The sequence below is a fragment of the Acidovorax sp. DMC1 genome (assembly GCF_056314325.1).
The window spans coordinates 157,326-170,280 of the sequence record NZ_JBQUYO010000007.1; the positions used below are offsets into that span (position 1 = coordinate 157,326).

A 12,955-nucleotide genomic window follows, 5' to 3' on the forward strand; every position below is an offset into this window, starting at 1 on the left:
GTGCTGGCGGCGCCGGGCCGCGTCAGCACGGCCGCCTAAAATGGCGCCCCTGATCCACCGGCCCCTCCAGGAAACCTCCCTCCATGAACATCCTTCGCTTTTCCGATCTGTGCGCCCAGGGCAAGGCCCGTAACCAGCGCGTTTTCATCCGCGCCGACCTGAACGTGCCGCAAGACGATGCCGGCAACATCACCGAAGACACCCGCATCCGCGCCTCCATTCCCGCCATCCGCATGGCCCTGGACGCCGGTGCCGCTGTCATGGTGACCAGCCACCTGGGCCGCCCGACCGAAGGCGAGTTCAAGCCCGAAGATTCGTTGGCCCCTGTTGCAAAGCGCATGGCCGAGCTGATGGGCCGTGATGTTCCGCTGGTTGCCAACTGGGTGGACGGCGTGCAAGTGACCCCCGGCCAGATCGTGCTGCTGGAAAACTGCCGCCTGAACGTGGGCGAGAAGAAGAACAAGGAAGAGCTGGCCCGCAAGATGGCCGCGCTGTGCGACATCTTCGTGAACGACGCATTTGGCACCGCCCACCGCGCCGAAGGCACGACCTACGGCATCGCCCAGTTTGCGCCCATCGCCTGCGCCGGCCCGTTGCTGTCGGCCGAGATTGATGCCCTGACCAAGGCGCTGGCCCAGCCCCAGCGCCCCCTGGCCGCCATCGTGGCGGGCTCCAAGGTGTCCACCAAGCTCACCATCCTGCAAAGCCTGGCCGACAAGGTGGACCAGCTCATCGTGGGGGGCGGCATTGCCAACACCTTCATGCTGGCGGCGGGTCTGCCCATCGGCAAGAGCCTGGCCGAGCCCGACCTGCTGGACGCCGCCAAGGCCGTGATGGCTGCCATGAAGGCGCGGGGCGCCGAGGTGCCGATTCCTACCGACGTGGTCGTGGCCAAGACCTTTGCCGCCGATGCGCCCGCCACCGTGAAGGCGGCCACCGATGTGGCGGCTGACGACATGATCCTGGACATCGGCCCCGAGACGGCAGCCCGCCTCGCCGCCCAGCTCAAGTCTGCAGGCACCATTGTCTGGAATGGCCCCGTGGGCGTGTTCGAGTTTGCCGCCTTTGAAAACGGGACCAAGCAACTCGCCAAGGCGATTGCTGAATCCTCGGCCTTCAGCATCGCGGGTGGCGGCGACACGCTGGCCGCCATTGCCAAGTACGGCATCGACAAACAGGTGGGTTACATCTCCACCGGCGGCGGCGCTTTCCTGGAAGTGCTGGAAGGCAAAAAGCTGCCCGCTTTCGACATCCTGGAGCAGCGCGCAGCCGTTTCCGTGTAAGCAAATGCAAGGCGGGCCGCTGCACAGGTGGCTCTGCCTGCTTACACGCCTTGCATCGGCACACAACTGTGACCAAAAACAACGAACTGTGTACGCCGGAGCGTAGTTAGCGTAATTTTTTCTTGTTTTTGTTGAGGATACCGCCCAGAATTATTTTTCAATCGTGCGGGTCGCATCTGTTCGGATCCTCGCAAATTCAGTCCGTAGGAGGGAATCATGTCGTTTTCAAAGGCAATCAGCTTGGCCGTGCTGGCTGGCGCTGTGGCAACTTTGGTGGGGTGCGCACAGAGGGCGCCTATTCCCGTCGCGGAAAATTTCGAGTACACCTCGCAGCCCAAAGTCCGCTCCGCTGGCCACTGGGATCTGGTGTCGCGCGATGTGGTCAACCAGACGCTGAGCACCCTGGACAAAGCCGGCGTGGCCCCCAACACCCCTCTGCACGTTTCCCTGCCTGCCAACGCTACGCAGTTTGAAACCGCCTTCCGCGAGTTCCTGATCACCAAGCTGGTCCAGAACGGCGCCGTGGTGCAGCAGAACCTGGGCCAGGCGCTGGAAGTCTCCTACGGTATCCAGGTCGTGCGCCACAACAGCGACCGTCCGCACTTCATCCCTGGCCAGTTCACCATGCTGGCTGCTGGCCTGTTTGCTGCCTACGGCCTGCGCCATGAGCACATCGACGCCCAGCTGGCTGCAGGCCTCGGTCTGACCCTCGCTGCTGATTACGCCAACAGCATCAACTCCGGCGGCCCGACCAACACCGAGCTGATCCTGACCACCACCGTCACGCGCGGCGGCCAGTACCTGGCTCGCAAGACCGACGTGTACTACCTGGAAAACGCTGACACCCCATTGTTCACGCGCCCCTCGTACAAGAACGTCAACATGAAGGTTGTCTCGCAATGAAAACCCCTGCACTTCTTCTGACGGTGCTGGCCGGTGCCGTGCTGGCCGGTTGCGCCAACAACGCCGCGCCTGTGCGCGTCGAGCCCACCTACCAGGAAGCCGCCAGCAGCCAGTTCATCCAGACCAGCCGCGATGCGGTGGCCAAGCTGACCACCGGCTTTGACATGAACGCGCTGGGCGCAGGCCCTGTGCTCGTGGCGACCGTGGTCAATGTGAACGACTTGAGCCGCGCTGCCCCCCTGGGCCGCACGCTGTCCGAGCAGTACGCCACCAGCATGGCGGCCAGCGGTTTCAACGTGAAGGAAATCAAGCTGCGCGGCGACGTGTTTGTGCGCGAAGGCCAGGGCGAACTGCTGCTGTCGCGCGAGATCAAGGACATTGCCCGCAACCACAACGCCTCGCTGGTGCTGGTGGGTACCTACTCGGCGGCTGCCAACTACACCTACGTGAGCCTGAAGCTGGTGCGCACGGAAGACAGCCGCATCGTGCGCGGCTACGACTACGCGCTGCCCAACGACCGCGACGTGCAACGCCTGCTGGCTGTGCCACGCTAATCGCTCGTTGTCGCCAGAGGCTTGCTGAAGTCTCCAAGCCAACCCAAAAAGGCCGTCTCGACGGCCTTTTTTATTGCCCGCTGCAACCGGTCAGGTCGGCCACAGCCTGCGTCTCATGCTGCCTCCGCCAGATGATCGCGGCCATGGGCAGAGGCCTTCCGCGCCCACCCACCTAAAATCACGCCCCATGAACTTCACCGACATGCTGCGCGACGCCACGGCGCAGAACAACTCCCTGCTGTGCGTGGGCCTGGACCCCGAACCCACCCGCTTCCCTGCGGGCATGCAGGGCGACCCGCGCAAGATCTATGACTTTTGCGCCGCCATCGTGGACGCCACGGCCGACCTGGTGTGTGCCTTCAAGCCGCAGATCGCCTACTTTGCCGCGCACGGTGCCGAGGACCAGCTCGAACGCCTGATGCAGCACATGCGCGCCAACGCGCCGCAGGTGCCGGTGATCCTGGACGCCAAGCGCGGCGACATCGGCTCCACCGCCGAGCAGTACGCCAAGGAGGCCTTCGAGCGCTACGGCGCTGATGCCGTCACGCTGTCGCCCTTCATGGGCTTCGACTCCATCGAGCCCTATCTGGCGTACCACGGCAAGGGCGCGTTTTTGCTCTGCCGCACGTCCAACCCTGGTGGTGACGATCTGCAGACCCAGCGCCTGGCCAGCGTCGAGGGCCAGCCGCTTCTGTACGAACATGTGGCGCGCCTGGCGCAAGGCCCCTGGAACAAGAACGGCCAGCTCGGCCTGGTGGTGGGCGCCACCTACCCACAAGAGATCGAGCGCGTGCGCGCCATCGCGCCCACGCTGCCGCTGCTGATCCCGGGCGTGGGAGCCCAGGGCGGTGACGCCGCCGCTACCGTGCGCGCCGGGCTGCGCAACGACGGGCCGATCATCGTGAACTCGTCGCGGGCCATTCTTTACGCGTCTAAAGGCGAGGACTTTGCTGCGGCTGCGCGTGCCGAAGCCACACGCACCCGGGGCGTTCTGGAAGCTGCCCGGGGCTGAGTTCCCCACCACTCCAGCCCTCGCGCGCAGCCCCCTGACAGTACAGTGCTGGCGCGACCTCGGCACCACCGATTGCCACCCGCCTGACAGCCGTCCCTCCAGGAGCCGACGATGCAGTTGAAATGGCTGGAAGACTTCATCGTGCTGGCGCAGGAGCGCAGCTTCACTCGTGCCGCCGAGCTGCGGCATGTCACTCACCCCGCGTTTGGCCGCCGCATCCGCGCGCTGGAGGCCTGGGCGGGCACGCCGCTGGTGGAGCGGGGCGGAGGCCCCGTCACCCTCACACCCGCCGGTCAAAGTTTTCTGGACACCGCCGGGCAAATGGTGCGCAACCTCACGCAGTCGCACGAAGAGCTGCAAAGTTTGGCTGGGCGCCAGGCCCGCACCGTGACCCTGGCCACGGGCCGCACCTTGGCGCGCACCGTGGTGGCCGACTGGCTGGTGCGCCTGCAGCCCATTTTGCAGGGCGGAGAGCTGTGCATCCGCACCCGGGCCCTGGCCGACACCGTGGGCATGCTGGAGCGCAACGAGGCCGACTTCTCGCTCGTGTACCACCACCCCACTCTCGCCATCCGGCTCGATGCGCGCCAGTTCACGCACCTCACGGTGGCCTCCGACCGGCTGGTGCCTGTGTCGCGCGCCACGGCGCAGGGGCAGGCGTTGCACCGGTTCGGGCCGGATGCCACGCGGGTGCCCTACCTGGCCTACGCCCCCCAGCTGGCCCTGGGGCGGCTGGTGGAAGACCACCTGGCGCACAACCCCCATGCGCCCCGGCTGCAGCGCGTGGTGGAGTGCGACTCGGCCGACGCCCACTACGAATACGTGCAAAAAGGCCTGGGCGTTGCGTGGCTGCCCTGGTCCATGGTGTTTGCCGACTGCAAGGCCCAGCGGCTGGCACTCGCGGGAGACGCCCGCATGGAGGTGCGGTTTGACGTGCGCCTGTACCGCCCCAAGCGCCGCCTGGGGCCGCTGGCCGAGGCGCTGTGGAAGGCGCTGGCGCAGCGCTGATACGCCTGCGTCCGCTGTGGCTGGCCTGCGGGTTTCCCCGTGTCGGATATTGTGAATCGGCACGGCCTGGTGCCGTTTTGGCACCAACAGCCTGGGGCTGGCTTTTCACAATCCAGTTCATACCAATCGCCTCCAACCACCCCCGCCTTTGCCAAGGAGTCCCGCCATGACCACCGTCCATCCCCTGCGCCGTGTTGCACTGCTGTGCGGCCTGGCCGTCCTTGCTGCCCCTGCCATCGCGCAAGACGCCTACCCCAGCAAGCCCATCACCATCGTGGTGGGCTACCCGCCCGGCGGCAGTACCGACCTGACCGCACGCACCGTGGCCACCGAGCTGGGCAACAAGCTCGGCGTGCCGGTGGTGATCGAGAACCTGGGTGGCGCCGGTGGCGCGATCGGTGCGCAGAAGGTGGCCAACGCGGCGCCCGACGGCTACACCCTGCTGGTGGGCGCCAACAACGAGATCGCGATCAACAAACTCGTGACCAAGAAGGTCAAGTACGACATCAAGGACTTCACCGCCATCGGTCTCATTGCCTCCCAGCCGCTGGTGCTGGTGGCCTCCACCGGTGCGGGCGTCAAGAACATGGCGGAGTTCACGCAGAAGGTATCCAAGAACCCCGGCAAGTTCAGCTACGGCAGCTCGGGCGTGGGCACGGCGCTGCACCTGGCGGGCGAGGCCGTGAAGGAGCAGGGCAAGCTGTTCATGACGCACATCCCCTACCGGGGCGTGGCGCCGCTCACCAGCGACCTCATGGGCAACAACCTGGAGTACGGCGTGTTCGTGCTCTCCAGCGGCCTGCCGCACATCAAGAGCGGCAAGGTGATTGCGCTGGGCACCACCGAGGCCAAGCGCTCGGCCACCACGCCCGACATCCCGGCGCTGGCCGAGTCGCCGCAGTACAAGAACGTGGACATCAGCGTGTGGTTTGCGCTCATGGGGCCTGCCAACCTGCCCAAGCCCGTGACCGACAAGCTCAAGAAGGCGCTGGCCGATAGCCTGCAATCGCCGGACTTCCGCAAGAAGATGGAAGCCAGTGGCTCCACCGTGGCCTCGCCCACCGTGAACATCGACCAGTTCCTGGTCACGGAAGTGGCCAAATACAAAAAGATTGTTGAATTCGCCAAGATCGAAGAATGAGCAGCAGCCCCCTCTCTCCCACGTCCTTGCAACCCCTGGTGTTTGCGCTGCCTGCCCCCGACATCAGCGCCTGGCGTGCCGGCAACACCGGCACCGAAGGCGTGTGGCACTTCGACTCAGGCCGACCCGGCCGCCGCGTGATGGTCAGCGCCCTGGTGCACGGCAACGAGCTGTGCGGTGCCTGGGCGCTCAAAGGCCTGCTCGACGCCGGTGTGCGCCCGCAGCAGGGCACGCTCACGCTCGCGTTCTGCAACCTGGATGCCTTCGACCGCTTTGACCCTGGCAACCACGACGCCTCGCGCTTCACCGACGAAGACCTCAACCGACAGTGGCTGGACGAGCGCATCGACGCGGCAGACACCAACGAGCGCCGCCGCGCCGCCGCGCTGCGCCCGTGGGTGGCGCAGGCCGACTGGCTGCTCGACATCCATTCCATGCACGAGCCCTCGGCGCCGCTGCTGCTCACCGGCATCCAGCCGCGCAACCTGGCGCTGGCGCGTGCCATGCGCTCGCCCGAGCACATCGTGGTGGACGCCGGCCACAAGGACGGCGTGCGCATGCGCGACTACGGCCGGTTTGGCGACCTGGACGACAACGGCACCCGCTCGCTGCTCATCGAATGTGGCTTCCATGGCGACCCGGCCAGCCGCGCCGTGGCGCAGGACCAGTGCGTGCGCTTCATCGAACAATCTGGCGCTCTGAGCGCCGACGCGCTGGCGCAGCAGCTGCCTGGCTGGCGCCTGCCCGACGCACCGCACCAGTGGGCGCTGGAGGTGACCGGCCCCGTGGTCGCCACCAGCAGCGCCTTCCGGTTTGTGGCGCCGTACACGGGCCTCGAAGTGTTCGAGAAGGCGGGCACGGTGATTGGTGACAACGACGGCGTGCCGGTGGTCACTCCGTACGACGACTGCGTGCTGGTGATGCCCTCGGTGCGCCAGGCACGTGCCGGGGTGACCGTGGTGCGCTTTGCGCGGCGCCGGCTGCTGTAGGCAGTGCTGTCGTTGTTTGCTATCTAGTCGATAGCTGCTAAAGCATATTCAACTAGCGCTACTGGCCATTTTGGCTTGTAGCCGGGGCCCCAGCACCACACAGGCCAGCGCGGCCACCACCAGCGCAATGCCTGCCCACTGCCAGGGCGCCACGCCCTCGTCCAGCAGCAGCCAGCCTGCGGTGAGGCCCACCACCGGCACCGCCAGACTGAAGGGCGCAACGCGGTTGGCGGGGTAGCGCTGCAGCAGGTTGGTCCACAGCGCGTAGCCCACGATGGTGGCCGCCCAGCCCAGGTAGGCCACGGCGGCCCACGACAGCAGCGGCACGTTGGCCAGCGTCTGCCACTGCAGCCAGCGTGCGGCGTCGGGGTCGAACAGGGCAGACAGTGCCACGAAGGGCAGCACCGGCACCAGGCTGCTCCAGATCACAAAGGCCAACGGATCAAACCCCGGGCTGTGCTGCTGTGCCAGCCGCGCCACGATGTTGGACGACGCCCACATCGCCGCGCCACATAGCGTGAGCAGCAGGCCCGCCAGCGTGGTGGCCGCCGCGACCCCCACGCCGGAGCCCGGGCCCACATAGTTCATCGCAAAACACACCAGCCCCAGCGCGGCCAGCCCCATGCCCACGCGCAGCGGCAGCCCCGGCCGCTCGCGCAACAGCGCAAAGCCCAGCAGCGCCGTGAAGAACACCTGGGTTTGCAGCAGCACGCTGGCCAGCCCGGCCGTCATGCCCACCTTGAGCCCCATGAACAAAAAGCCGAACTGCCCCACGCCCTGGAACAAGCCGAACAGCAGCACCCAGCGCCAGTGCATGCGCGGCGGGCGCACCAGCAGCACCAGCGGCAGCGCTGCACACAGGTAGCGCGCGGCGCCCAGCTGGAAGGGGCTGAAGCTGCGCAGCCCCCACTTCATCGCCACAAAGTTCACACCCCAGAGGATCACCACCACCAGCGCTGCGAGCAGGTCGCGCGCACGCAGCGGGCTGGTGGCGGATGCGGCCTGTGCAGCGTCGCTCATTGCGCCGCGCGCGCTGCGTCGATGTGCGCCTTCACGCGCTGGGCCAGCGCAATGTCACCGGGGGTCTCGGGGCTCCATTTGTCCACGGTGCGCGGCTGGTCGCTGGCATCCACGGCGGTGTACACGGCCACGCAGTGCACCACGTCCTCCAGCGGTGCGCCGTGTACGGCGCCGCTGCGCACCTCCACGGCCAGGCACATGCTGGTGTCGGTGGTGTAGGCCAGGCGCGCGTGCACCTCCACCAGGTCCCCTGGGCGGATGGCGCGCACAAAGTGGGCGCCGCCTACAAACTCGGTGATGCAGGCGCCCTTGGCCCAGGCGCTGGCGCAGGCAAACCCGGCTTCGTCCACCCAGCGCAGCACCGTGCCGCCGGGGATGCGGCCTGCCTGGGGCAGCGTGGTCTGGGACGCCAGGAAGCGCAGGGTGGTTGAGTGCATGCCGGGGCTCCAAAGGAAGGGGATGCGTTCATTATTCTCCAGCGCCCCGGCTGCCGCAGCCTCCACCCGCCTCCGAACGCAGCCCAGCGCTCGCGATGCGGCCGCGTGGGCGAAGCTCTGCGTCACTTGACCTGAGTCAAAACCCTACTGCAAACGCGTCCCTACATTGAGAACCATTCCGTTTGGCCCTCGGTGCCGGTGGACGATTTCCCCATGCGATCGTCCTCAGGTTCACAGGGGCCGCCCTCCAGTCGGCGGTGCCGACACCCGCCCCTGGGGCCTACTCTAAAGCGCACGCCGTGTGGCCTGCGTCCATTGCCATGTCATTGCTTCACCGGTTGAACCTGCTCGAAAAATTCCTCATCCTGGGGACCATCGGGCTCATGATGAGCGCCCTGCCCACGTATCTGGTGGTGCGCGACTCCCTCCACGCCATCGACCACGCGCGCCTGGAGGCGCAGGGCGTGGCCCCCGCCCAGGCGCTCACGCTGCTGGTGCAGCGCATGCAGGTGCACCGGGGCTTGTCAGTGGGCATGCTGGGCGGCGACGAGTCGCTGGCCGCGCGCCGCCCTGCCGCGCGCGATGCGGTCAACACCGCGCTGGACGACGTGAGCACCCGCTTTGCCGCCGCCAAGGTGCCCGCCGCGCAGATGGCGGCCTGGACCCAGGCGCAGCAGACCTGGCGCACGCTGGAGCAGGCCGTGGCCGCGCGCAGCATCGAACAGGCGCAAAGCACCGCGCAGCATACCCAGCTCATCGCAACGCTGCTGCAGCTCAATGAGTCGCTGGTGCATGCCTATGGCCTGCAGATCGACCCCAAGGCCGACACCCACGCGCTGGTGCAGGCCTCGCTGGCGCAGGCACCCATGCTGGGCGAAAAGCTGGGCATGCTGCGCGCCCAGGGCGCCAGCGCCTTGGGCAAGCGCGAGTTGACGCCCCAGGGCAAGGGCCAGCTGCTGGTGCTGCAGCAGCGCGTGGCCGAGCTGCAGGGCGACACCTTCCGGGGGCTGGACCGCGCCTTGCAGGGCAATGCCGAGCTGCAGCGCGCGCTGGGCAGCAGCGCGCAGGCCGTGCAAGGGCAGATCCAGCAGTCGCTACAGATGGTGGAGCGCGACATCCTCAACGCCACGGAGCTGCAGCTGCCGTCCAAGGATTACTTTGACGCGTTCACCCGCACCATCGAGGCGCTGAACGCACTCAACAACCTGTCGATGGCGAGCCTGGACCAGGCGCTGCAGGCGCGCGTGGCAGGGCTGCAGCGCAACCTGCTGTGGGTGGCGCTGGCCCTGGTGCTCACGCTGTCGGCCACCAGTGCGATGGCGCTGGTGTTCGTGCGCTCCATGACCGGGCCGCTGTCGCAGGCCGTGGCGCTGTCACGCGCCGTGGCGCAGGGCGACCTGAGCGGCGCCCCCATTGCCCATGGCACCAACGAGGTGGGCCAGTTGCTGGAGGCGTTGCAGCAGATGCGCACACAACTCACGCAGGTGGTGCGCAACGTGCGCAGCGGGTCAGAAAGTGTGGCCACCGCCAGCGTGCAGATTGCCCAGGGCAACACCGACCTGTCGGCCCGCACCGAAAGCCAGGCCAGCGCGCTGGAAGAAACCGCCGCGTCCATGGAGCAGCTCAACGCCACCGTGCGCCAGAACGCCGACAGTGCCCAGCAGGCCAGCCAGCTGGCCGCCAATGCCAGCACCGTGGCCGTGCAGGGCGGAGAAGTGGTGGCGCAGGTAGTGGACACCATGCACGGCATCAACGCCTCGTCGCAGAAGATCTCCGACATCATCGGCGTGATCGACTCCATCGCGTTCCAGACCAACATCCTCGCGCTGAACGCCGCGGTGGAGGCGGCCCGCGCGGGCGAGCAAGGCCGGGGCTTTGCGGTGGTGGCGAGCGAGGTGCGCAGCCTGGCCGGGCGCAGTGCCGAGGCCGCGCGCGAGATCAAGACGCTCATCAGCGCCAGCGTGGAGCGCGTGGCCCAGGGCAGCGCCCTGGTGGACCGCGCCGGCGCCACGATGAGCGAGGTGGTGGGCGCCATCCGCCGCGTGACCGACATCGTGGGCGAGATCAGCGCCGCGAGCCACGAGCAATCGCTGGGCGTGGCCCAGGTGGGCGAGGCCGTCACGCAGATGGACCAGGTGACCCAGCAGAACGCGGCGCTGGTCGAAGAGATGGCCGCCGCCGCCAGCAGCCTCAAGAACCAGGCCGAAGACCTGGTGCAGGTGGTGTCGGTGTTCCGCCTGGGCGACGAAGCGGGTGGACGTAGCGCAGCAGGAATGCTGCGAATTCAATAGCTGAAACGGCATGTTGCACTATCGCTCCCTGCCCCTGGAGCCTCGAAAAGGTCATCAAGGGGGCTCAAGGGTCGATGCAGAACCCCCGGGGCGTTCAGGCCGCAGGCCCGTGCGCAATGCCCAGTTCGTCCAGCTCGGCGTCGGTGAACACCCGCGAGCGTGTGTGGAAGGCCTTGCCCTCCGGTCCCTCCAGCGAAAACGTGCCGCCCGTGCCCTCGATCACATCGATGATGAGCTGCGTGTGCTTCCAGGTCTCGTACTGCGCGCGCCCGATGTAGAACGGGCAGCCACCGATGTCGCCCAGGTACACGTCGCCTGCGCCCATGGTGATCTCGCCGGGCAGGTAGCAGTTGGCGGCGCTGTTGTCGCAGCAGCCGCCACTCTGGTGGAACATGAGCGCAGGGCCATGCTTTGCTTGCAGAAAGGCCACCAACTCCAGCGCGGCGGGGGTGGCGATGACTTTTTGGACCATGGGGTGTCTCCTTGTCTCGGCAGGAGGCAAAAAGGGGATCTGTCGCCAGCCCCCTTTGCCTTCCTGTCTCCATCATCCCGCCCGTTCACGCTGAGCCTGTCGAAGCGCGGCGCAGGGCTTCGACAGGCTCAGCCCGAACGGTTCGGGGCTGCCAACGTGCGCAGACCTGCATCAGAAGAATCCGAGCTTGTTTTCCGAATACGAAACCAGCAGATTTTTCGTTTGCTGGTAGTGGTCCAGCATCATCTTGTGCGTCTCACGACCAATGCCCGATTCCTTGTAGCCACCAAACGCTGCGTGCGCCGGGTAGGCGTGGTAGCAGTTGGTCCACACGCGGCCTGCCTTGATGGCGCGGCCCATGCGGTAGGCCACGTTGCCGTTGCGGCTCCACACGCCGGCACCCAGGCCATACAGCGTGTCGTTGGCAATGGCCAGGGCTTCGGCTTCGTCCTTGAAGGTGGTCACGGCCAGCACGGGGCCGAAGATTTCTTCCTGGAAGATGCGCATCTTGTTGTGGCCCTTGAACAGCGTGGGCTGCACGTAGTAGCCGCCTTCCAGGTCGCCACCCAGGTGGGCCTGGCCGCCACCGGCCAGCACCTCGGCGCCTTCCTGCTTGCCCAGGTCCAGGTAGCTCAGGATCTTGGTGAGCTGCTCCTTGCTGGCCTGCGCGCCCATCATGCTGTCGGTATCCAGCGGGTTCTGGTGCTTGATGGCGGCCACGCGCTTGAGCACACGCTCCATGAACTTGTCGTAGATGCTTTCCTGGATCAGCGCGCGCGAAGGGCAGGTGCAGACCTCGCCTTGGTTGAATGCAAACAGCACCAGGCCTTCAATCGCCTTGTCCAGAAACGCATCGTCCTTGTCCATCACGTCGGCAAAGAAGATGTTGGGGCTCTTGCCGCCCAGCTCCAGCGTGGCCGGGATCAGGTTGTTGGCAGCGGCCTGCGCGATCACGCGGCCGGTGCTGGTGGAGCCGGTGAACGCTATTTTTGCAATGCGCTTGCTCTGCGCGAGCGGCATGCCTGCCTCGCGGCCAAAGCCGTTGATGATGTTGAGCACGCCGGGCGGCAGCAGGTCGGCAATCAGCTCCACCAGGATGAGGATGGAGATGGGGGTGGACTCTGCGGGCTTGAGCACCACGCAGTTGCCAGCACCCAGCGCGGGCGCCAGCTTCCACGCGGCCATCAGGATGGGGAAGTTCCACGGAATGATCTGGCCCACCACGCCCAGCGGCTCCTGGATGTGATACGCCACGGTGTTCTCGTCGATGTTGGAGAGGGCGCCTTCTTGCGCCCGCACGCAGCCCGCAAAGTAGCGGAAGTGGTCCACGGTGAGCGGAATGTCGGCGTTCAGCGTCTCGCGGATGGCCTTGCCGTTGTCCACGGTTTCGGCGTAGGCCAGGCGCTCCAGGTTTTCTTCGATGCGGTTGGCGATCTTGAGCAGGATGTTGGCGCGCGTGGCGGCATCGGTCTTGCCCCAGCTGTCGGCGGCGGCGTGGGCGGCGTCCAGGGCCAGCTCGATGTCTTCGGCCGTGGAGCGCGCGGCCTGGGTGTAGACCTTGCCGCTCACGGGCGTGATGACATCAAAGTACTGGCCCTTGACGGGCGGCACGAATTTGCCGCCGATGAAGTTGTCGTAATGGGGCTTGTAGGTGATCTTCGCGCCAGCGGCGCCGGGGGCTGCGTAAACGGTCATGGTGTTGTCTCCTGCGATGGTTGTGTGCATCGGGCGGGCTCTGTAGCGCCTGTCCGATGCCAACCCCTTACTCAAAACACATGCCAGCAGGCCACGGCGCGCGAAGTGTTGATTTCATTGGATTTTTTCGGCCGCCCAGTGCGGATACCT

The 12,955-nt window shown here is 66.6% G+C and carries 12 protein-coding genes; 8 read left to right on the forward strand and 4 right to left on the reverse strand.

Annotated features, from left to right (window positions below; all coding sequences use genetic code 11):
• The first annotated feature begins 83 nt into the window (after positions 1 to 83).
• From ACT531_RS15565 to ACT531_RS15595, 7 genes are all read left to right on the forward strand, one after another.
• Positions 84 to 1,283: a phosphoglycerate kinase gene (locus ACT531_RS15565; RefSeq protein ID WP_476017986.1), complete on the forward strand. Its 1,200-nt coding sequence runs from the start codon at positions 84 to 86 to the stop codon at positions 1,281 to 1,283.
• Positions 1,284 to 1,499: 216 nt separating this feature from the next.
• The gene (locus ACT531_RS15570) at positions 1,500 to 2,186 is read left to right on the forward strand and encodes a hypothetical protein (protein WP_056742898.1); all 687 of its coding nucleotides are present in this window, start codon (positions 1,500 to 1,502) and stop codon (positions 2,184 to 2,186) included.
• Positions 2,183 to 2,740, forward strand: coding sequence for a FlgO family outer membrane protein (locus ACT531_RS15575; protein ID WP_209816857.1), 558 nt, complete (start codon positions 2,183 to 2,185; stop codon positions 2,738 to 2,740). Before ACT531_RS15570 ends, ACT531_RS15575 begins: the two co-directional genes overlap by 4 nt.
• 187 nt (positions 2,741 to 2,927) lie before the next feature.
• Positions 2,928 to 3,752, forward strand: a complete 825-nt coding sequence (gene pyrF, locus ACT531_RS15580) for an orotidine-5'-phosphate decarboxylase (RefSeq protein WP_015016231.1) — start codon at positions 2,928 to 2,930, stop codon at positions 3,750 to 3,752.
• Between the two features lie 111 nt (positions 3,753 to 3,863).
• Positions 3,864 to 4,760, forward strand: a complete 897-nt coding sequence (locus ACT531_RS15585; RefSeq protein ID WP_015016230.1) for a LysR family transcriptional regulator — start codon at positions 3,864 to 3,866, stop codon at positions 4,758 to 4,760.
• 166 nt (positions 4,761 to 4,926) lie between these two features.
• Positions 4,927 to 5,901 (forward strand): Bug family tripartite tricarboxylate transporter substrate binding protein, encoded by a 975-nt coding sequence (locus tag ACT531_RS15590; protein WP_422848078.1) that lies wholly within the window; start codon positions 4,927 to 4,929, stop codon positions 5,899 to 5,901.
• A complete protein-coding gene (locus ACT531_RS15595) occupies positions 5,898 to 6,890 on the forward strand; it encodes a M14 family metallopeptidase (RefSeq protein WP_476017987.1) in 993 nt (330 codons plus the stop codon). Before ACT531_RS15590 ends, ACT531_RS15595 begins: the two co-directional genes overlap by 4 nt.
• A 48-nt stretch (positions 6,891 to 6,938) precedes the next feature.
• Here the strand turns inward: ACT531_RS15595 and ACT531_RS15600 are convergent, their stop codons facing one another.
• Positions 6,939 to 7,910: an EamA family transporter gene (locus ACT531_RS15600; protein WP_476017988.1), complete on the reverse strand. Its 972-nt coding sequence runs from the start codon at positions 7,908 to 7,910 to the stop codon at positions 6,939 to 6,941.
• Positions 7,907 to 8,347, reverse strand: a complete 441-nt coding sequence (locus ACT531_RS15605; RefSeq protein ID WP_110960816.1) for an acyl-CoA thioesterase — start codon at positions 8,345 to 8,347, stop codon at positions 7,907 to 7,909. The genes ACT531_RS15600 and ACT531_RS15605 overlap by 4 nt, the downstream gene beginning before the upstream one ends.
• A gap of 320 nt (positions 8,348 to 8,667) precedes the next feature.
• Between ACT531_RS15605 and ACT531_RS15610 the strand changes: the two genes are divergently transcribed.
• Positions 8,668 to 10,638 (forward strand): methyl-accepting chemotaxis protein, encoded by a 1,971-nt coding sequence (locus tag ACT531_RS15610; protein ID WP_476017989.1) that lies wholly within the window; start codon positions 8,668 to 8,670, stop codon positions 10,636 to 10,638.
• Between the two features lie 94 nt (positions 10,639 to 10,732).
• Here the strand turns inward: ACT531_RS15610 and ACT531_RS15615 are convergent, their stop codons facing one another.
• Both ACT531_RS15615 and exaC read right to left on the reverse strand, forming a co-directional pair.
• A complete protein-coding gene (locus ACT531_RS15615) occupies positions 10,733 to 11,110 on the reverse strand; it encodes a DUF779 domain-containing protein (RefSeq protein WP_476017990.1) in 378 nt (125 codons plus the stop codon).
• Positions 11,111 to 11,281: 171 nt separating this feature from the next.
• A complete protein-coding gene (gene exaC, locus ACT531_RS15620) occupies positions 11,282 to 12,805 on the reverse strand; it encodes an acetaldehyde dehydrogenase ExaC (RefSeq protein WP_476017991.1) in 1,524 nt (507 codons plus the stop codon).
• Positions 12,806 to 12,955 lie beyond the last annotated feature (150 nt).